This is a genomic window from Bacillus cereus group sp. BfR-BA-01331 (assembly GCF_022663915.1).
GTDB classification, from domain to species: domain Bacteria; phylum Bacillota; class Bacilli; order Bacillales; family Bacillaceae_G; genus Bacillus_A; species Bacillus_A mycoides.
The window spans coordinates 25,575-45,933 of the sequence record NZ_JAKUGJ010000016.1 but is presented as its reverse complement, the minus strand read 5'-3'; the positions used below and the strand labels follow the sequence as shown (position 1 = coordinate 45,933).

Below are 20,359 nucleotides of genomic sequence, written 5' to 3'. Positions count from 1 at the left end.
TACGCATATAAGTTTGTTGATGAAAGATTTAATTTATACCTTTTAAAATCACATGCTTTATTTTTTTGCGAAATCGAGTGATTAGCGTAATGATAATAATACCGAAGATAATTTTCCAAATGTGTTGTTCAAGTACGATGAATATATCTTCTAAGTTTTCCCCTAACCAGTAACCACCGATTAAGAAGAAGGATACCCAAAATAGGGCACCTGAATAAATTGTCATCGCAAAGCGGCGAAACGGTAAGTTGATAATTCCTGCAAAATATCCAGTAAAGTGGCGGACGCCTGGAATGAAAAAGGCGATAAAGATTAGAAAATATCCGTATTTATCAAACCATATTTTCGTTAAATTAATTTTTCGTTCTGTTAAAAATACATATTTCCCGTATTTCTGAATGAAAGGCATGCCAAGTTTATTTCCTAAAAAGTATTGGAATGTCATACCTACACTTGTCCCAATAAAGGATAAAATAATTAAAATTGGTAAACTTAAATCACCTTGATGTGACAAAAATCCTGCATAGGCTAATGTTGGCTCTCCTGGAAACGGAAGAGCAATATATTCTAAAAGTAATCCAATAAGTACTACATAATACCCATATTGCTGAAATAATTCGTGAATCCATTCCATGTTGTGCGCTCCTTTTTAAATTGAAGTTGTTACACATCTTCCTCTTTTTCACGCTAATCGAACTGAAACAATAGTAGTAGAAGAGTTTGGCTGGAGGATTTAAGCTAGTATGATTTTTTGATAACCACTCGCGAGTGATATCATACTTAATATAGCTCTTTGCTAATTAGCAAAGAGCATTGAAGTGTAAATGTTACTATTAGTTAAAGTTATAGCGGTACAAAAATACGTTGAAATCTTCTTCTTTTGGTCCAAAATTAACTGCTTTTTCTTGTATACGTTGGAAGTTTTGTCTGTCATAAAATTCATAGTTGCATTCATTATCTGTATATAAATATAAAGATGTCACTTCTTCTTTTGTCATGTATTGGAATAAGTGATTTAATAAAGATTTCCCAACTCCAAGACCTCTAGATTCCTCGGATACGATGAATAATTGTATACAGCCTTGAAAATGATCTTCTTTTCCTTGAATTAGTTCTTTATATGTTTTTTGAACTTTTATAAATGCTTTTAAAAACTCTCTATTCTCTTTATTCGTCATGAATAGTTTCAGCGTGTTAAAGGCAAAGCTAACATTATTATGGAATCTCTTTAAACGGTTTTTATCTTTTTCGGAATCGCCTAAAATGACACCGATAATTTTATTATCTTTTTCAGCTACCTTACTAAAGGAGCTTCCTAAAATGCAACTGTGTAGGTAGAAGTTTAATATTGAATTTAAAAATTTTTTATCTGTAATGAATTCATTAAATCCAAATGCCTCACCAATTAAATGTTTTATAGGCTCATAGTCTTCTTTGACAAGATTTCTATATTTTACTGTGTTCATAATTGTATACTCCCTTTATTAATGTAAATGACTTATTATAAATAGTAAGGTCTCCTCTAAGGGGAGAGTCAATAGTTGCATGCGAAAAAATAAAAAGGAAGAGATTCAGGTGAAAACATTATTTTCTATTGGAGAAGTTGCAAAAATAAAGGATATTACGATAAAAGCGTTAAGGTACTATCATAAGATGGGGATTCTTATTCCAAAACATGTTGATGAATCAACAGGATATAGATATTATTCTATAGATCAATTCATTCACATTGATATTATAAAAAGCTGTAGAGAGTTGAATACCAGTATAGTAGAACTTCAAGAGATTTTTAAGGAATGTGATATGAATAAATTGCTGCAATTTTTACAATTAAAGAGGGCGGAAGCGGAAGAGCATATAAAGAAAATGAAAGAGGTAATTGAAACGATTGATGGGTTAAATGAGAAAGTAGGGAGTTCACAGGAAATATTAAAAGGTGATGAAGTGTGTATTCAGTTCTTTGAGCAGCGGAATGTGATTGTAGCGCCATGCAAAGAAGTGGGGAGTTTACAAGAGTTACTGTATTATTCTAATTTAGAGAAAATCATTCAAGAGTATGAAGATAAGATGTCAATGGAAATGGGTATTCTATATAATGTCAATGAAAAGTGGGATGTAGAGCCAAAGTATGTTTTTAATAAGGTGCAAGATCATGTACATATGGAAGAGATGCCAAATATAAAAGTATTACCGGGCGGGAAATATGTAACATTAGCGTATAGTAAAGAAAATGAAGAAGAACGCCGAAATACGCTAATTAAATATACAAAAGAAAATAATATAGAAGTGGAGAGTTTTATTGAAGTAGAGTTAGTTAATGATTTTTTTAATACGGAGTCTTATAGTTGTCAAATTCAAATTTTTATAGGGGATAGTGAAAATAAGAAGTTTTGATTCCATAATTTTATGGGGGACTGTCTCAAAAGCCTAACCCTAAATATATCGGCTTAACTACAAAATAAGACAATGATAGCCTACCTATTAATAAAAAGAGGGCCATCCCCAAAAAACTGGGACGGCCCTTTTTAGTAGTAAGGAACGTATTATTTGCGTGAGAAGCCTTCTTCATCAAGGTATTCCGCAGCTTCTGGATAAGAGTTGAATGTACCGTCTAAGTTTACGCCAGCGTAAACGTTCCACATGTCATCCTCTTGAATAAGAGTTAGGATATGACCGTCTTCGTTCTTCCATTCTTCTTCTGCAGCAGGTTCCATTGGTGCTATAATTTCCTCTGGCTCCTGTGATAGACGTTCAATTACTTTTTCAATTAATGAACGCAGTTCTTCTTCTGAAAACTCACGGATGTTAATCATACCTTTAGCATCTGTTTTATAACCTTTAATGAAGTATGCATATACAAATCCGTTTCCGTTTGGGTGTAAATGATATACAACGTTCTTTTTATCTAAACGACTTTCTTCAAAGTGAAAGTTTACGCGTTTTAATGATACGTTCTTTCTTTCTAATTCCGGGAAAGATTCAATAATTGATAATTTTTCTTCAAAAGTTAGCATAGTGCCTCCAAGTATATAGTAAAAGATTTAATTTGTTCATTATAGCATAGTCAAGTTTGTTTCCAAAGGTAGATTCGTCATATTGCTGTTTTTTAGTTTGACTTTGGAAGGCTATTTGTAAATGTAGACGTTTACTTCACGAGACTGTAAAGAGTTTTTTAGAAATACGCTAACGAATGATTTGTTTTAGATGTACAATGGAACATGGACTTTATAAGAAGGTGGTTATTTATATGTTTCAAAAAATAGCAAAGGAATGTTTAGCAGGGTTTACTGTTGCGATTGTTGCCTTGCCGCTAGCGATTGCATTTGGTATTGCTGCAACGGGAACGTCTGAGGGAGCACTGGTCGGATTGTATGGTGCAATTTTTGCAGGTTTGTTTGCGGCGTTATTTGGCGGTACACCGGGGCAAGTAACGGGTCCTACTGGGCCGATTACAGTTATTGCAACAGGCGTTATTGCAACTCACGGATTAGAAGCAAGTTTTATTGCATTTATGATGGCAGGGTTATTTCAAATCTTATTTGGTGTATGTAAGCTCGGCTCTTACGTTCGTTACATTCCGTATCCTGTTGTTTCAGGGTTTATGAACGGAATTGCACTGATTATTATTTTAGGTGAAATGAAGCACGTACAAAATAGCTTTCTGCTTGTGTTATTAACGATCATTGTAATGATTGTTTCTGGAAAATGGATTAAGGCCATTCCATCAAGTTTAGTAGCATTAGTAGGTGTTACAGTAACGTTGCCGTTATTTTCTTCTATGCTACAAGGGATTACAGTGCAATTACCGTTTGTAGGAACTCTTTCTTTAAATAAGATGATTGAAAAGATAGGTGCAATTCCAGAGGCGATGCCATCTCTTCACGTACCGACTTTAGACGCAAATGGCATGTTAGCACTTGTATTACCAGCACTTAGTATAGCTTTACTAGGATCAATTGACTCGTTATTAACGTCTGTCGTAATGGATAATGTGACGGGGACACGTCATAAAAGTAATAAAGAGTTAATCGGACAAGGTATTGGCAATATTGCGAGTGGTTTGTTCGGTGGATTAGCAGGAGCAGGTGCAACTGTTAGATCTATCGTCAATATAAGAAGCGGGGGGAAGACGGCACTGTCGGCTTGTATGCATAGTGTCATATTATTTATTTTCATTATGGGACTCGGTTCAGTAGTACAATATATTCCGCTTGCTGTATTATCAGGTATTTTAATTTTAACTGGCATCGGGATGTTTGATTGGGAAAGCATGAAGAAAGCACATGTAGCACCAAGAGGTGATGTGATTGTTATGTTCGTGACGATGGTTGTGACAGTGAAATTCGATTTAATGGTTGCTGTTGCGTTTGGCATTATTCTTTCCTTTATTATATACATGGTGAAGTGTAAAGAACGTAAAGCTTCTATTATAAAAGAAAAAGAAGCGACGTATACGATTCAGGGACCACTTTCATTTCTATCAGTAGATCGTATTTTTGCTTCTTTACAAGATGTGAAGTCACCAGTTAGTTTGCGTATGAAAGATGTACATTATATGGATGTATCAGGAGCTATGGCGTTATTAAACTTTGTTGAGCAATCGGATAAAGCAGGAGCGAGTGTGACACTTGAACATGTACATCCGCATGTTGAAAAGACGATAATGATGATGGCGAATGATGAGCAAAAAGAGAAACTACAGTTTTTGAAAGCTGAGACAATATAGGAATAGGAACCTTCACATGAACTGTATTGTAGAGTGTGAGGGCTCTTTTTATTTGGATATGTGTTGTTTATGTGAGAAACCCTTATATCTGGATGTTGTAAATCCGTTGAGCATCAATTACATCGTCTAACTTCAAATTATATTCACGCGTTGAGAAATGGCTACCTTCACAAATTAATTGTGTACGGTTAACGAAATCATAAACTTAAGATGGTTGAATAAGCCCTATTTCGTCTAATTTTTCGACTTTCTCAACTTCTTCGTATGCAAAGCGCTTTAGTATCTCGTTTTCTAAAGAAAGGGAAATTCGAGAATTTTTTACTAAATTTAGCATGTTGTAAACACTCCTCTTACTGACAAGAGCTACATTATATTACAGGTTTATCTTGAATAAGTAAAAGTAGTAAATTTAAGGGAAAACAGGATGGAAATAATCTTATTTTGTACATATTATATTTGGAACGAGAGTATTCAATATATAAGAAATTTGGTATGATAACTAAATGAAATAGAGTGAAGTTTCTCTAGATTAAGCAAGAATACTGGCTTGATATTTATTTAGATCATATTTGAAAGAAAAGAGATAGAAGATGAATAAAAAGTTTGTAAAAGGCGCTGCGATTTTAACCGTTACAACGTTTATATCGAAAGTAGTGGGGAGTTTTTTTCAAATTCCATTGCAAAATATAGCAGGGGATGAAGTACTTGGGATTTTCCGCCTTGTTTTTCCTGTATATATGATAGCCTTAACTTTATCAGTAGCGGGGGTTCCGCTAGCAATATCCCAGTTAATAGCTGATCTTCATGAAAAGAATGATCGTGACGGAATAGCTAAATTGTTTACGTCCGCATCTATTATCGGTGTTATATTTGGGGTGCTCGGATTTTTAATTATTATCATTGGATCGAGTAGCATTGCAAATATGCTTGGTGGGCAAGAGACGAGGCTAGCATTAATTGTTACTTCGTTTGCTTTATTAATTGCACCATATATGGCAGTGTACCGTGGATATTTCCAAGGGTTTGGAGATATGATACCTACTGGTGTATCGCAAGTAATTGAACAGTTGATTCGCGTATTCTTTATGCTAACAATTGCTTATATATTTGTATATTGGAATAAAGGTAGTGATATCATAACAGGCGGAGCGATGATCGGTTCTTGTTTTGGTGTTATTACGTCACTCATATATTTGCGAATGAAATATGTAAAAAGCACGTATCGCTATAAGAGCGAAACATATTCATTACAAGATTTTAAGACAAACGCAAAAAACATACTCCGCGTTTCAATTCCAATTGCAATCGGAGCGTTATCGATGCCTGTTTTAAATTTAGTTGATTCTGTAACAATTCCACATGTATTACATGAATCTTCTACAACGATTCAGGAACAATTTGGTATATATAGCCGTGGTTTTGCATTTACGCAATTAATCGTTGTATTTGCAAGTGCGATAGTATTTCCGCTAATTCCATTATTAACAGCTGCTTTAACAAAAAAAGATATAGCTTTAGCTAAACTGACAGTAAAACGTACAAATGAGTTTGCACACGTTTTAACAATGCCGATAACGATATGGCTTATGGCGCTTGCAGTACCGCTTAATGTTGCGTTATTTACAGATACAAAAGGAAGTGGCATGTTAGCTATTTTAATTGGTAGCTCGTATTTCACATCACTTATGGTATTATCAATAGGAATCTTGCAAGGGATTAATCGTTCGATGCGAGCAGCATGGATTGTCATCGGTGCAAGTTTCGTGAAAATTATATTAAATATAGCGCTAGTAAACCAATTCGGTATAAATGGAGCAGCGTATAGTACTCTAATTATTTATATAATGATTTGTATCGCAAATCATATTTATATTAGAAAAGATCTTTCCTATTCAATAGCTATAGGGAAATTTTTGGCTGTGATTGGAGTATCTAGTATTTTAGGTATAGTATTATATTTTGTGTCCACATTAATCAATGTGACAGATTCCAGGATTTTAGCAATGATATATAGTGCTGTGGCGCTAAGTATAGCTTCAGTGTTATATGGCATATGTGCACTGAAACTAAACTGGATATCGAAAGAACAAATTCCATTTTCACGTAAATAAAATCGTTGATTATAGAAAATGAACAATATTATACATGGGTATGACTTGTTAGATGTTTGTGAAAGAAATCAATTTGAAGTTATCAAACCTTCCTCGGCAAGGAATGGATAACAATTTGTTTAATTACAAAAAGAGTTGATTGCGAAATGTTGGAGGAGATTAAGAGTGCGGTTAGTTTTATCAGGATATTATGGTTTTTATAATGTTGGGGACGAAGCAATTTTGCAATCAATTATTAAAGCGCTACATGAAGAGGATCCTACTCTTGAGCTTGTTGTACTTTCAAATGACCCCAACTATACAAGGAAAATGTACGGTGTAGAAGCAGTAAACCGCTGGGATATAAGAGCGATTTACCGAGAAATAAAGAGAAGTAATGGTTTAATTAGCGGGGGCGGAAGTCTCTTACAAGATAAGACGAGTATTAGGAGTATTCTATATTATACAGGTATTATGCGGCTTGCTCGTTTTTTGAAAAAGCCGTATTATATTTACGCCCAAGGAATCGGACCTATTACGAAGAAGCAAAATCGTTTATTAGTGAAATGGCATGTATCAAAGGCTGAATATATATCAGTACGTGATGAAGACTCTTTTTTGTACTTAAAAGAAATTGGTATTAAGAAAGACATCGAACTTGTTCCAGATCCAGTATTAGCTTGTCAGCCAGAAGAAAAGAAATCCGATTGGCTTCAAAAACATGCGCTGCAAGGAAAGGTCGTTGCGGTTAGTGTAAGGTACTGGGATGCAAAAGAAGATTATATGAAGAAGTTAGCAGATACGCTGAAAAAGCTTAAGCAAGAGGGATACCATATTTTATTTGTACCGATGCATGGACCATTTGATCAAAATGCATCAAGGGATATCATTAATTTGATGGGAGAAGAAGCGCACATGCTCCCTTATAAAATGGATATTCATGAGAAAATCTCTATTTTATCAGAATGCTCTCTTTTAATAGGAATGAGACTGCATGCTCTTATATTATCGGCAGTTGCAAACACGCCTATGGTTGGAATTTCATATGATCCAAAGATCGATTCGTTTTTACAACAAGTAAATCAGCCGATTATTGGGAATGTGGATGGAGAATGGACGACAGAAACATTACATAGTATGGCGATTAAACAATTAGAGCAGACAGAATATGTACAGGAAACGTTAGGGCAAAGGGTGGAGGAATTGCGAGAGCAAATTTCCATAGCGTCCAAATATATTATTAATGACTTACATGCAAAAGAGTCTATAAAAAGAGGAATGGAATCTTAGGATTAGAGGCCATTTCTCTTTTTATTTAGTGCGTTGTCATTAAATAAAAGAGATAGAGGGAAATTTCCTATCTCTTTCTCCTTTTTGTATTTGAAGGTAGTGATTAAAAAAGAGAAGGGACAAGTGAAATAATAACAATGTCGTAATCTATAATGGTTTAAGTTGTTACTGCCAGAAAATAGCGGAAATAATATAAAGAAGCCTCTTGTAAATTTACAAGAGGCTTCTTTTATTGTTTAAACTTAAACATATCACCACTCAAATTCGAATCACTATACACAAACAATACCATGTTAATGTTGTTGTCTTTAATGTATTGATATACATCCTTTTCGTGATAGTGACGAAGGTCGAGGATAGATGTGTGCTTGAAGCTTTGTGCTAAGTGAGGCACGATTGCGTTTGCGAATGAGTCTTTTAGGACTAAAGCTCGTACATCATTTGGTGCATTGTTGTTTTCGATAACGATTTCTGGATAGTCGTTTGTGTAATAGCCTGCGTATGATGTTGTATCATTTTGCTTTTCTACGCCGTATAGCTCGTCTAGTGTGCGATATACTGTGCCATTTACATCTTTTGCAGCTACGCTCGTAAAGTTGAAACCGTCTTTCGGTGTGTAGTAGCATAGTTTTTCTCCAGTCGCATCGATCAGTTGGTAAAGCTGGTTGTTAAAGCTTCCGACTAGATGTTTATTTGGAGCACACGTACGAGTGTAATCTTCTTTTTTTATTTCTTTTCCTTTATATATAGAAGATTGTTGCGCGATTGTGTTCATTATATATTGATAGCCTAAGAAGGCACCATCCATATTCCAGTGATGGTCTGTTTTAAAGTACATACTTTGTATTTCTTCATTTGTATAGTTTTTCTTAAAATAATCCATGAGTTTAATTGGCTTTACGTCTGCAGGAAGTTTATTTAGAAAGTAATTTAAATTTTCCTGTGCATATGTGTGAATATGAGAAGGTAATTTAAATGATAAAGCATTCGTTTTGGACGGTGGTAAAGCAAAGTAAAACTCAATATTTTGTTCTTTTAAAAACTGAGATAAGTCGTTTACAGCTGGCATAGCTTGGTCAATCTCATTATATTTTGTAGCCCAAGCAGGGTTTTTTAGAAGCCATTTATCATCTGTTAGAATAATATCGTTAATGAGAGACTTGCCCATTTTAATTTGGGTAAGTGTATAATTTTTTATGAGATCATCTCTTCCGATTAATTGATCGTTTGTATATGTCTCAAAGTCTTTAAAGAAACTACCATTTAAGGCAGCTTCTTTTGTAAGAGCTGGTTTTTGAGCGAGCGGACGATTTTCAACGGGCGAAACTGCTCGGTCAGTTTTGAGAAGCGATAATATGCCAAATGAAAAGATAATGGTGAGAAAACCGATAAATAGGACGATGTTCCCCAATTTTTTCATAATAACTTTTCCTTCCTACATAAAGTGAAACTTTAATTAGTGGGGGTTTTACTGCCCGGAAAATAGTGGGATAAGTTAAAACCTAAAGTAAATAAATGGATTATACGTCGAATTAATTAAATACATAATCGAAACCATAAATAATGTTAGTAATAATATAGGACGTACAACTTGCATCGTGAATATATACGTTTTGGGTGCAAGTTCTAATATGTTTTTAACACGTTTCAAAATTGGTGTCGCTGCGATAAAGGCAATGATAAATATGATAATGTATTCATGTATATATAGCATTGTGTTGTCATCGATGAAAGATTGCCTCTCTATGCCAAACATCGCTTTTAAATATTGGAACGAGTATGCGAAGTTATCAGCTCGGAAGAAGACCCAACCGATCATAACGATGATTAGTACATATGCATGTTGCAGCGGCTTCCATAGCTTATTTAATATTTTCTCGAATCCAGCTTTTTCAATCGAGATAATAAAGCCGTAATATAATCCCCAGGCGATAAATGTCCAGCTTGCTCCGTGCCATAAACCGGTTAATCCCCATACGATGAAGAGGTTACGGTAGTTTGCTAGTTTGGAAACACGATTTCCGCCGAGCGGAATGTATATATAGTCGCGGAACCAAGAGCCTAGTGTAATGTGCCATCTTCTCCAAAATTCTGAAATGGATTTTGAGATGTACGGATAATTGAAGTTTTTCGGGAAATCAAATCCGAACATTTTTCCAAGTCCAATTGCCATATCAGAGTATCCTGAGAAATCGAAATAGATTTGAAGTGTATAGGCGATAATACCAATCCAAGCCGTTCCAGCGCTCATTTCAGACGGTGGTAAGGCAAAGATTTTATCTGCGACAAATCCAACTTGATTGGCGATTAACATTTTTTTCGCTAGTCCTAGAATGAAAATTTGGAGACCTTCTGTAAATCGTTCAAAAGAATGGATGCGCGTTTTAATTTGATCAGCAACGATATTGTAACGAACGATTGGTCCGGCAATAAGCTGCGGGAAAATTGATATATATAGTGCTAAGTTAAGTGGATTCTTTTGAACTGCGCCATCTTTACGGTATATATCGATGACGTATGACATCGCTTGGAACGTATAGAATGAAATTCCAATTGGTAGTGGAATAGGTTCCACATGAATAGATAAATGTAAAGTTTGATTCAAAATATCTGTGAAAAAGGAAATATATTTAAAATAAGAAAGTAATAAAATATTTCCGACCACAGCCATAATTAAAAATGTGACTTTCATATTTTTTCGTTTATCATAATGATGCACGAGTAGGCCGAAGCAGTAGTTTAAAAGAATAGAAAAGAGCATTAAGAGGACGAATCGTGGTTCTCCCCATGCATAGAAAATTAAACTAAATGCAAGTAATACGAAATTACGTAGCTCGGCACGCACTATAAAATAGAAAAATAATACGAGAGGTAAAAAGATAAATAAGAAAACAGAACTACTAAATACCAAAGGACTCTCCTCACTTTTTTCAAAATACATTTCGTGCAAAAAACCGACATTTTTATTATATATTCTTTTAAATAAAAGTGCCTTTAATATTTTATCATGTTAATAATTCGATTGAAATGATTATCCTATATAATAGAAGAAAAGGGGAGCGGAATCCTTTTGACACTCACTATTTGGATAAGATAAGATGAATAAGTTGTGATTTGTTTAGAAGGGAAGAGATGGTGTGTTATTTAACTCATTTGAGTTTATTTTTTTATTTTTACCGATAGCATTTCTTTTATATTTTCTATTAAATAAATTTGGACATGCTACATTAGCGAAAGCTTGGCTCGTTGCGGCCTCTTTATTTTTCTATAGTTATTGGAATGTGAAATATTTACCGCTTATGTTAGTGTCGCTCATTGTGAACTACTTTATCGGAATGAGGCTCGTAAAACATAAGAGTAAACTTCTTTTAACGGTAGGGTTAATATTTAATATAGGAATGCTTAGTTATTTCAAGTATTATGATTTTTTCTTGCAAAATGTTAATGCATTAATTGGAACTCATTTTACATTATTATCATTAACGTTACCGCTCGCGATTAGTTTCTATACGTTTCAAAAGATTGCATTTTTAGTAGATACGTATCGCGGGGAAACGAAGGCATGTCATTTTCTTGATTACGCATTGTTTGTAACGTTTTTCCCACAGCTTATTGCAGGGCCGATTGTACATCATGCACAAATTATGCCGCAGTTTGCGGATAGTAGCAAAAAGCGCTGGCAATCGAAGTATATTGTTCTTGGTATATTTGTATTTGCAGTTGGTATTTTCAAAAAGGTAGGTATTGCAGATGTATTATCACCCCTTGTACATGAAGGGTTTGATGTGCAGCAATCATTAACATTTGTCGAAGCATGGCTTTCGTCGTTAGCGTTTACGTTCCAATTGTATTTTGATTTTAGTGGATATAGTGATATGGCAATTGGAATCGCTTTAATGTTTAATATTAAATTACCTCAAAATTTTAATTCACCGTATAAAGCAGTGAATATACAAGATTTTTGGCATCGTTGGCATATGACGCTTAGCCAGTTTTTAACGAAGTACGTATACATTTCTCTAGGAGGAAATCGAAAAGGAATTACGCGTACATACGTAAATATTATGATTGTATTTTTAATAAGTGGACTTTGGCACGGAGCTGGTTGGACATTTGTTTTTTGGGGATTCTTGCACGGTTTGGCTTCTGTTATTCATCGCTTATGGAGTAAAGCAGGAGGGCGCATGCCAGCCTTTGCTGGTTGGTTCGTTACGTTTTTCTTCATTAATATAACGTGGGTATTCTTTAGGGCAACATCTATGCATGATGCGGTGAAAGTGTTAAAAGGAATGTTCGGACTAAATGGAATCGAATTAGCAAATAGCGTATTCCCGGCATTTATAATAGAGAAGCTGCAATTTTTAAAAGAGTACGGTGTTTCATTTAGTGAAGGGTACCATGTCTCTTTATTAGATCCAAAAATGGTAGCGTATATTTTCGGAGCGTTATGTATTAGTTTCTTCTTAAAAAATTCAATTCAGTTAAAGGATTCATTCCGTCCGAATGTATGGACTGCTTTATTTACTGCAGTATTGCTCGTATATAGCGTGTTACATTTAACGAGTATTAGTGAGTTTTTATACTTTAATTTCTAGGTGGAGAATATGAAAAACAAACATTGGCTTATTTTCGTTTTTGTATGTGTTTTTGTTCCTCTGGCAGGTGTCGGGATATTTAATAGCTATATAGATTCACTTTGGTTATTCCCGCATAAAAATAAGTGGAATGATGTTCAGTACGGGTTTAACGAGAGACAACAGAAAACAAATTATATAACGTACCGTCCGTTTACATATGATGGAGTTATACTTGGAAGTAGTAGAACGACTTTTATTAACGAGAATGACTTCACCGGGTTAAACGCATTTAATTATGCGGTAAGCAGTACAGATCCGCGTGAGTATGATGCATATATTGAATATGCAAAAGAACAAAAAGGTAGTGGACTCGAGTCTATTGTACTTGGTTTAGATTTCCTTGGAACGAACAAAAATAGGGAAATTGGTTTTGATAAACCAGAAGCGTATATTAAGCAGGCGCAAAGTTTATTGTATCCGATTAAATCGTATGTAAGTATGGACGGGATTACTTATTCAAAGAATACAATTGCAAATTCCACCCATCATAGTACGAATCTTGACCGGTACAATCGAGAGAATATAAAATCGATGCGCGATTATACGAAAGAAGAACGTGATGCGCAAATAGCGGCGCAAGTAGATAAGTTTAGTAAAGAGATTTACGGCGGGAATTATGAGTATCAAAATATGAAAGAAATATTAGGAACAGTAAAGGCTCATAATCCGAACACGAAGTTTTATATTTTTACAACGCCTGTTTCAGAGCCTCTGTTCCGTACGATGATTCAATCAGGGCGATGGGAAGATTATAAAAAATGGCTTCATGACGCTGTAGATGTATTTGGAGAAGTGCACCATTTCATGTATCTTAATTCCGTTACAACGAATTTAGATAACTATATGGATGGGCATCATTTCAGACCGGAAGTTGGAAAGTTGATTGCGCATAAAGTTGTAAATGAGGAAGATAGCAACGTCCCGAAAGACTTCGGCATTGTTATTACGAAGGATAATATTGATGAGGTGTTGGAGGGGATTCAGGCGTCTTTTCAATAAAAAATAGATCATAAATGTGGTCTATTCTTTGCCGAGTAGACTGTATACCAAAATGAAGCAGCCACCGAGATCTGATGGCTGCTTCACTTTATTCTACCTCTAAATCAACAATTAAGTAAGCGAGTATAACAACGAAGAAAATACTAACGGCCGGTGCTGTTAGTACGTGACCGGACATAAAGGCAATTCCAAGTGATAGTATAACGGCACTAGCTAGTAGCATATATTTCACAGTTAATATTTTCTTAAAGTTTGTTATGATGCTGAGTAATAATTTAATACCGAAGTAAAGGAATGGTATGAAGTAAATAAGAGAACCGATGATTCCGAATGCAAAGAATATGTCATGGAAGTCCATTTCGATTAATTTAATTTTAACCGTATAGTTACCAGCATAGCCCATTCCGAATAATTTTTGTGATAGTGGTGCGTCTTTATAGTATTGTTTGTATACTTTTAAAAACTTATCGCGATCACTGTAAATTAAACTTTTGACCTCAGAGTCTGTTAGTTCACCTTTTGCATGTTTTTTCTCTGCGTCAGGATCTTCTTTAATTATTTTTCCTTCTTTTCTATCCTTTTCTTCTTGTACTGATTTTTTGTATTCGTATATTTGCATGTGGATGCCCATATTTTTTGCGATAGGAGTATGCGGTGTAAGGGCAATTAAACCTCCTAGTATAATAGCGGCAACAACTGTATTTACGAGATATGTGAATCCTTTTCCTTCTTTTTTGCGATGAACCATATATTCAATGAATGAGAATAAAAGTGCCACGCCAAGCGTTAGAACAATTGCACCATATCCTACTTTAGTTCCGACCATAATACTTGCATACATCGCGAGTATTGTTGGAATCCAGTAATAGATTTTCGAGAAAGAAGTTGTTTTATGAATCGAATATAACACTACGATTGGGAACATAATTGCAAAAATAGAACTTAAATCATTCCCAGCAAAGAACCAACCTCTTGAACCAATCTTTGAGTGAGGGTAGCTTGGGAAATCTGTACTAGTTTGCATCGCAACAATCAGTGTGATGCTTAAAATTAAAGTTGTATATAAGAAATATGTAATGATTTTATGAAATGCATATTCTTTATTTTTTAACTCTTTAAAGGCGATAATATATCCAAACAGTAGCACAATTGGATATATGCTCTTTAAAATAAATTTCACTTCTTCGCCAAATGAAACTGGAGATTTAATCATCATATTATTTACAAGACCAATTGCTAGTACGATCCCGAGTAGGCATAAATAGAGAATGTACTTTTTCGCCCCATGTTGTTTTCTATGAAGAAGTAGATAACCTAATGCAAGAAGCATAAAGGCGAAACGGACTACGATTCCAACTGTTGCGCTCATGTGTAATACATAGATTGAAAAAGACGTTAATAAATCTAAAATTGGTTGAAACACAATGAATAGCAATAGGAAATGCGGGAAGTAGTTATCCGTTTGTTTCAACTTATTAACCATATATTCCTCCATTTCTTCATTCCTTTAGTTCAATACCCAAGAGATGGGGATAAAAGCCTTATTTACATAATAAGGCGAATGAATTTCAATATTTGTTTTTTTGAATCAAACTTAAGAATACACCATTTCATTGTAATGGTAAATAGATGAAAAGCATGGATAAACCGACTTTAATTTCTATATTTTTTAACGAAATTGTATGTTTTATACGGAGATATATACAAATTACGAGAATATTAGACAGAAAATTAAGAAAAAAGAAGGATTTTCAACATGCTTTCTATAATTATATAAGTATAATCTTTATGTGGAAAAGAGGGGTATATATAATGGAAGTAACAAGTAAAACAGAATCTGTTGTTGTGAAATATGAAGGGCGCGTAGCAACGGTTATGGTTAATCGTCCAGAGGTTTTAAATGCATTAGATGAACCAACGTTAAAAGAGTTATTACAAAAGTTGAAAGAAGTGGCGGAAAGTTCTGTTCACGTTGTTGTGTTGTGTGGAAGTGGCCGTGGTTTTTCTGCGGGTGGAGATATTAAATCAATGCTTTCAAGTAATGATGAAAGTAAGTTTGAAGGCATCATGAATACAATTTCTGAAATCGTTGTGACGTTATATACGATGCCGAAGCTTGTTATTAGTGCAATTCATGGGCCGACTGCTGGACTTGGATTAAGTATCGCATTAACAGCTGATTATGTCATGGCAGATATATCATCAGTTATTGCGATGAACTTTATTGGAATCGCTTTAATTCCAGATGGTGGTGGCCATTTCTTCCTTCAAAAGCGCGTCGGTGAAAATATGACGAAGAAAATCATTTGGGAAGGGAAGAAATTATCAGCGACAGAAGCGCTAGATATCGGTTTAATTGACGAAGTAATCGGTGAGGATTTCCAAACGGCTGTGAAGCAAAAAATTAATGAATGGTTACAAAAACCAATCAAGGCAATGATTCAAACGAAACAAATTTTATGTGAAGTAAATCGTTCTAATTTAGAACAAACGCTTCAGCTCGAAAAGCGTGGTCAATATGCGATGAGACAAACAGCGGACCATAAAGAAGGTATTGCTGCTTTTCTAGAAAAACGTTTACCAGCATTTAAAGGGGAGTAAAGTGAAACTTTAATCCGTGGGGATTTGTTTATCCCCCGCGGATTATTAGTCTTACTGCTTGTTAATTCGAGATAAAGTGAAGAAAGTGCTAACACATTTTAGTATAATTGTGTTAGCACTTTTTTAAGGAGTAATAAATGAAGAAAATTATTGGTGTTATCGTTATTATTTTACTTATATATTATGCTTTGCATAGTACACCATCTCTTGCGGTACGGACTGCATTATTCTTTGAGGGACATCCAGCTGTTGCTTTCTCTGGTGAAGTGAAGAAAGAACGGGATGTGAAAAAAGAGGCGATTCCTGATGAGTACCAAACCTTATACGGCGATAAGAAAGAAGAACCAGAGCATTACTTCTTTCCGGTAGTAAAGGCGCACGGATCAGGAATTGATATGTTAAGTGCTTGTGTGAAAAAAGAGTGGTTTTTCTATAAAACAGAGCTTGGGTGTTATTAAAAGTGGGAGGAAAAGTGATGTCAACTTATAACAGGTTAGTAAGAGATCGTGTCCCGGAGAAAATTTTGATGTCTGGAAAAACATATACAGCACAAAAATTAACAGGACAAGCTTACATACAAGCGTTAGCGAAAATTGGTACAGAAGAAATTCGTGAATTTGCTTCGATGAAAGAGCGTGAACATGCGCTAGATTCACTTGCAGATGCACTTGAAATTATTATTTCATTAGCGCGTGCAGAAGGTGCAACAATGGAAGATGTAGAGCTTATTCGTAAGCAGAAAGAAGAAGAGCGCGGCGGATTTACAAGAGGGATTTATTTGATGGACGTTTCGGAAGAGTAGTTTTATCCCGCTATTTGCGGGCAGTAAGACCCCCAACTCAAAATTCGGCGAATGCGAAGGAGTCGGGCTGATTAAAGTTTCACTTTATAGAAAAAGCACAGTGTTAATGGAGATAATGCGGTGCTTTTTTGTCATTGAGATTAGGATAAAGTGAATTTTATTATAATTTAGAAAATTAAACTATATGAGTAGAGGTTTTATCGTAATTTCGCTATACTAAATAGTAGAGAAAATGAGGAGGAAACGACAATGGCACATCATACGAAAGAAACGATGGAACTTATTAAGGAGCTTGTCTCTATTCCAAGTCCATCTGGAAACACGGCGAAAATTATTAGTTTTATTGAAAACTATGTAAGTGAGTGGAATGTAGAGACGAAGCGTAATAATAAAGGTGCTCTTATTTTAACGGTTAAAGGAAAGAATGATGAGCAGCATCGTTTATTAACTGCACACGTTGATACGTTAGGGGCAATGGTGAAAGAAATTAAGCCTGACGGTCGTCTTCGTCTATCTATGATTGGTGGATTTCGCTGGAACTCTGTAGAAGGAGAATATTGCGAAATTGAAACGTCAAGCGGTAAAAAATATACAGGCACAATTTTAATGCATCAAACTTCTGTCCATGTGTACAAAGATGCAGGGGAAGCGAAGCGCGATGAGAAAAATATTGAAGTGCGTATTGATGAGCGTGTCTTTTCAGCAGATGCAGTACGTGAGTTAGGAATTGAAGTAGGAGACTTCGTTTCATTTGATCCACGCGTTCAAATTACAGAGAGTGGATACATAAAATCACGTCATTTAGACGATAAAGTAAGTGTAGCAATTCTATTAAAATTAATTAAAAGATTGCAAGATGAAAAGGTAACATTGCCATATACAACACATTTCTTAATTTCTAATAATGAAGAAATTGGATACGGTGGAAACTCAAATATTCCAGAAGAAACGGTAGAATATTTAGCAGTTGATATGGGAGCGTTAGGTGATGGACAAACATCTGATGAATATACAGTATCCATTTGTGCGAAAGACTCTAGCGGTCCATACCATTACGCTTTACGTAAGCATTTAGTTGAATTGGCGAAAGCGAATGCTATTGAATATAAAGTGGATATTTATCCCTACTACGGATCAGACGCATCAGCTGCGATTCACGCTGGATTTGATGTGAAACATGCATTAATTGGAGCTGGTATTGATTCTTCTCACGCATTTGAGCGTACGCATGAAAGCTCGATTGCACATACAGAAGCACTTGTTTATGCATATGTGTTATCAGAAATGATAGTAGAATAGTGAGAGGGTGGTTGATTCTATGAATCAGCCACTTTTTTGTGCATAAAAAATACTTTAATTGTATTTTATTGTACAATATTAAGAAAGTAGGTTTACTACAGGATTCTAGTATTATAGAATGATAGAGGAGCACTAATTTTTTTTTGCTCGCATTTGTTATAATTTGTATATTAAGATTACGTGTTATTGTAAATGATTTTTGAGAGGGGTATTATTTTTTATGAAGTATCGTGCAGTCGCGGCTGGTATTTTAGCCGCAAGTTTATTATCGTCTCCAGTTAGTAGTTTCGCAGCAGGGAAAAAGTTTTCGGATGTTCCTACATGGGCGCAGGAATCGGTTGACTATTTAGTAGGGAAAAAAGCGCTTGATGGAAAACCAGACGGAACGTTTTCTCCATCTGAAGCAGTAGATAAAGGATCAGCTGCAAAAATATTAGCAGCAGTTCTTGGCTTACCAATTGATCCAAAAGCGAAACCATCTTTTAAAGATTCGCAAGATCATTGGGCAGCACCATATATTGCCGCGGTAGAAAAAGCGGGTGTAATTAATGGAGATGGTACTGGGAAATTCAATCCATCAAGCCAAATTAACCGTGCATCAATGGCATCTATGCTTGTACAAGCATATTCATTAGATAAGAAAATTATTGGAGAACTTCCAACGCAGTTTAAAGATTTGGAACCTCATTGGGGTAAGAAACAAGCTAATATTTTAGTAGCTTTAGAGATTTCAATGGGTACAGGAAATGGCTGGAATCCTGACGGTACTGTAAGTCGTGCTGAAGCAGCTCAGTTCATCGCGATGGCAGATAAAAATAAAATAAATACATCGAAAAGAATGTATATGAATAGAAACTTTATTACATATCATCAAGCATCGTTATCATCTGGTATTACTGACACTCAACATAAGCCACAAATGCTTGAAGTGAAAGAGCAAAGAGCGGACGGTTGGTTGAAGGTTGTAACAAGTAAAGGTGAGAAGTGGACACTATTACAAGAAAAAACAGAGTCTATTAATCAAGAATTCACTACATATCAAGAAGCTTCACATACGTCTACAGTGGCAGGCACACATAAAGCACAACAAGTAACTGTTATTGAAGAGAAAGATAGCTGGATTCGTATCCGTATGGGAGCTGGCTTCCAATGGGTGGATAAAAATCAATTAAACCCAGTGAAGCAAGGTAACTTCCTAGAAGGTAAAGCGATTATTATTGATCCAGGTCATGGGGGAATTGACTCAGGGAATCCTGGTTATTATGAGAAAGAAAGTCAAACCGTATTAGATGTATCATTACGATTACAGAAAATATTTGAGAAAAAGACACCGTTTACTGTGTTATTCACTCGTACAGATGATACACGTCCAGGAACAAGTGCTTCTGATTCTTTAAAGAAACGTGTAGAATTTGCTCAAAAAAATAATGGGGATATCTTTGTAAGTATCCATGGTAATGGTACGGAAAGTAAAAATGGACAAGGTACAGAAACATTCTACTATGAATCAGCGACAGCAAGAGGGACAAACCCGAATGTATCAGAAAGTCGTTTATTAGCAGAGAAAATTCAAGAGCGTCTTGTAGATGCACTTGGAACAAAAGATCGCGGTGTGAAGAAAGGCGATTTATATGTAATTAGAGAAAACACGATGCCAGCTGTATTAGCAGAATTAGCATTTGTAGATAATAAAAACGATGCAGATAAAATTGCTACACCAGAACAGAGACAAAGTGCAGCAGAAGCTATTTATCAAGGTATTTTAGATTACTACGAAGCAATGGGTAATGACGTATCTTCGTACCGTTAATAAATAGAGAGAATGATAGAAGAGATTGCTGAGATGCAGTCTCTTTTATTTATTAAATGAATTATAAAGGTTTCTCTTTATTTCGAGCATATGATATCATTTAAT

Annotated in this window: 17 protein-coding genes and 1 pseudogene; 11 read left to right on the top strand and 7 right to left on the bottom strand. The window is 35.1% G+C overall.

Features of this window, described 5'->3' with window-relative positions; translation table 11 throughout:
* Positions 1-28: 28 nt before the first annotated feature.
* Positions 29-634: a DedA family protein gene (locus tag MR155_RS22565; RefSeq protein WP_242311137.1), complete on the bottom strand. Its 606-nt coding sequence runs from the start codon at positions 632-634 to the stop codon at positions 29-31.
* 199 nt (positions 635-833) lie between these two features.
* Positions 834-1,466 carry a GNAT family N-acetyltransferase gene (locus tag MR155_RS22560; protein ID WP_242311136.1) on the bottom strand — a complete coding sequence of 211 codons (633 nt, stop codon included), beginning with the start codon at positions 1,464-1,466 and terminating at the stop codon, positions 834-836.
* Between the two features lie 79 nt (positions 1,467-1,545).
* On the opposite strand from MR155_RS22560, the gene MR155_RS22555 reads away from it, so the two are divergent.
* A complete protein-coding gene (locus tag MR155_RS22555) occupies positions 1,546-2,394 on the top strand; it encodes a MerR family transcriptional regulator (RefSeq protein ID WP_242311135.1) in 849 nt (282 codons plus the stop codon).
* A gap of 149 nt (positions 2,395-2,543) precedes the next feature.
* Here the strand turns inward: MR155_RS22555 and MR155_RS22550 are convergent, their stop codons facing one another.
* Positions 2,544-3,014, bottom strand: a complete 471-nt coding sequence (locus tag MR155_RS22550; protein ID WP_002087340.1) for a hypothetical protein — start codon at positions 3,012-3,014, stop codon at positions 2,544-2,546.
* Positions 3,015-3,247: 233 nt separating this feature from the next.
* On the opposite strand from MR155_RS22550, the gene MR155_RS22545 reads away from it, so the two are divergent.
* The gene (locus MR155_RS22545; protein WP_219301344.1) at positions 3,248-4,726 is read left to right on the top strand and encodes a SulP family inorganic anion transporter; all 1,479 of its coding nucleotides are present in this window, start codon (positions 3,248-3,250) and stop codon (positions 4,724-4,726) included.
* A gap of 88 nt (positions 4,727-4,814) precedes the next feature.
* Here the strand turns inward: MR155_RS22545 and MR155_RS22540 are convergent.
* Positions 4,815-5,042 (bottom strand): annotated as a pseudogene (locus MR155_RS22540) (hypothetical protein); the annotation flags it as partial.
* A 274-nt stretch (positions 5,043-5,316) separates the two neighbouring features.
* Between MR155_RS22540 and MR155_RS22535 the strand changes: the two are divergent.
* Together MR155_RS22535 and csaB are read left to right on the top strand one after the other, a co-directional pair.
* Complete coding sequence (locus MR155_RS22535; RefSeq protein ID WP_242311134.1) at positions 5,317-6,837, top strand: putative polysaccharide biosynthesis protein; 1,521 nt, start codon at positions 5,317-5,319, stop codon at positions 6,835-6,837.
* 165 nt (positions 6,838-7,002) lie between these two features.
* On the top strand, positions 7,003-8,106 hold the full coding sequence (gene csaB, locus MR155_RS22530) for a polysaccharide pyruvyl transferase CsaB (protein ID WP_113936687.1): 1,104 nt from the start codon (positions 7,003-7,005) through the stop codon (positions 8,104-8,106).
* Positions 8,107-8,335: 229 nt separating this feature from the next.
* On the opposite strand, the gene patB1 is transcribed toward csaB, so the two are convergent.
* Both patB1 and MR155_RS22520 read right to left on the bottom strand, forming a co-directional pair.
* On the bottom strand, positions 8,336-9,526 hold the full coding sequence (gene patB1 / locus MR155_RS22525; protein WP_242311133.1) for a secondary cell wall polysaccharide O-acetyltransferase PatB1: 1,191 nt from the start codon (positions 9,524-9,526) through the stop codon (positions 8,336-8,338).
* Positions 9,527-9,601: 75 nt separating this feature from the next.
* Positions 9,602-11,017 carry an MBOAT family O-acyltransferase gene (locus MR155_RS22520; RefSeq protein WP_113936685.1) on the bottom strand — a complete coding sequence of 472 codons (1,416 nt, stop codon included), beginning with the start codon at positions 11,015-11,017 and terminating at the stop codon, positions 9,602-9,604.
* Positions 11,018-11,243: 226 nt separating this feature from the next.
* On the opposite strand from MR155_RS22520, the gene MR155_RS22515 reads away from it, so the two are divergent.
* Together MR155_RS22515 and MR155_RS22510 are read left to right on the top strand one after the other, a co-directional pair.
* Positions 11,244-12,701 carry an MBOAT family O-acyltransferase gene (locus MR155_RS22515; RefSeq protein ID WP_060752223.1) on the top strand — a complete coding sequence of 486 codons (1,458 nt, stop codon included), beginning with the start codon at positions 11,244-11,246 and terminating at the stop codon, positions 12,699-12,701.
* Between the two features lie 9 nt (positions 12,702-12,710).
* Positions 12,711-13,742: a hypothetical protein gene (locus MR155_RS22510; RefSeq protein WP_242311132.1), complete on the top strand. Its 1,032-nt coding sequence runs from the start codon at positions 12,711-12,713 to the stop codon at positions 13,740-13,742.
* An 88-nt stretch (positions 13,743-13,830) separates the two neighbouring features.
* Here the strand turns inward: MR155_RS22510 and MR155_RS22505 are convergent, their stop codons facing one another.
* Complete coding sequence (locus MR155_RS22505; RefSeq protein ID WP_002186616.1) at positions 13,831-15,225, bottom strand: O-antigen ligase family protein; 1,395 nt, start codon at positions 15,223-15,225, stop codon at positions 13,831-13,833.
* 329 nt (positions 15,226-15,554) lie between these two features.
* On the opposite strand from MR155_RS22505, the gene MR155_RS22500 reads away from it, so the two are divergent.
* The 5 genes from MR155_RS22500 (at position 15,555) to MR155_RS22480 (ending at position 20,254) form a co-directional block, all read left to right on the top strand.
* Positions 15,555-16,343: an enoyl-CoA hydratase gene (locus MR155_RS22500; protein ID WP_002010905.1), complete on the top strand. Its 789-nt coding sequence runs from the start codon at positions 15,555-15,557 to the stop codon at positions 16,341-16,343.
* A gap of 137 nt (positions 16,344-16,480) precedes the next feature.
* Positions 16,481-16,801 (top strand): hypothetical protein, encoded by a 321-nt coding sequence (locus tag MR155_RS22495; protein WP_242311131.1) that lies wholly within the window; start codon positions 16,481-16,483, stop codon positions 16,799-16,801.
* A 17-nt stretch (positions 16,802-16,818) separates the two neighbouring features.
* Positions 16,819-17,145, top strand: coding sequence for a nucleoside triphosphate pyrophosphohydrolase (locus tag MR155_RS22490; RefSeq protein ID WP_002125566.1), 327 nt, complete (start codon positions 16,819-16,821; stop codon positions 17,143-17,145).
* 249 nt (positions 17,146-17,394) lie between these two features.
* Positions 17,395-18,444 (top strand): M42 family metallopeptidase, encoded by a 1,050-nt coding sequence (locus MR155_RS22485; protein ID WP_044438509.1) that lies wholly within the window; start codon positions 17,395-17,397, stop codon positions 18,442-18,444.
* Positions 18,445-18,664: 220 nt separating this feature from the next.
* Positions 18,665-20,254: an N-acetylmuramoyl-L-alanine amidase gene (locus MR155_RS22480; protein WP_242311130.1), complete on the top strand. Its 1,590-nt coding sequence runs from the start codon at positions 18,665-18,667 to the stop codon at positions 20,252-20,254.
* Positions 20,255-20,359 lie beyond the last annotated feature (105 nt).

Excerpts from the sequence above, each read along its gene's own strand:
- MR155_RS22565 (WP_242311137.1), bottom strand. The coding sequence starts at position 634 with ATGGAATGGATTCACGAATTATTTCAGCAATATGGGTATTATGTAGTA.
- MR155_RS22560 (WP_242311136.1), bottom strand. The coding sequence starts at position 1,466 with ATGAACACAGTAAAATATAGAAATCTTGTCAAAGAAGACTATGAGCCT.
- MR155_RS22555 (WP_242311135.1), top strand. The coding sequence starts at position 1,546 with ATGCGAAAAAATAAAAAGGAAGAGATTCAGGTGAAAACATTATTTTCT.
- MR155_RS22550 (WP_002087340.1), bottom strand. The coding sequence starts at position 3,014 with ATGCTAACTTTTGAAGAAAAATTATCAATTATTGAATCTTTCCCGGAA.
- MR155_RS22545 (WP_219301344.1), top strand. The coding sequence starts at position 3,248 with ATGTTTCAAAAAATAGCAAAGGAATGTTTAGCAGGGTTTACTGTTGCG.
- MR155_RS22535 (WP_242311134.1), top strand. The coding sequence starts at position 5,317 with ATGAATAAAAAGTTTGTAAAAGGCGCTGCGATTTTAACCGTTACAACG.
- patB1 (WP_242311133.1), bottom strand. The coding sequence starts at position 9,526 with ATGAAAAAATTGGGGAACATCGTCCTATTTATCGGTTTTCTCACCATT.
- MR155_RS22510 (WP_242311132.1), top strand. The coding sequence starts at position 12,711 with ATGAAAAACAAACATTGGCTTATTTTCGTTTTTGTATGTGTTTTTGTT.
- MR155_RS22505 (WP_002186616.1), bottom strand. The coding sequence starts at position 15,225 with ATGGTTAATAAGTTGAAACAAACGGATAACTACTTCCCGCATTTCCTA.
- MR155_RS22500 (WP_002010905.1), top strand. The coding sequence starts at position 15,555 with ATGGAAGTAACAAGTAAAACAGAATCTGTTGTTGTGAAATATGAAGGG.
- MR155_RS22495 (WP_242311131.1), top strand. The coding sequence starts at position 16,481 with ATGAAGAAAATTATTGGTGTTATCGTTATTATTTTACTTATATATTAT.
- MR155_RS22490 (WP_002125566.1), top strand. The coding sequence starts at position 16,819 with ATGTCAACTTATAACAGGTTAGTAAGAGATCGTGTCCCGGAGAAAATT.
- MR155_RS22485 (WP_044438509.1), top strand. The coding sequence starts at position 17,395 with ATGGCACATCATACGAAAGAAACGATGGAACTTATTAAGGAGCTTGTC.
- MR155_RS22480 (WP_242311130.1), top strand. The coding sequence starts at position 18,665 with ATGAAGTATCGTGCAGTCGCGGCTGGTATTTTAGCCGCAAGTTTATTA.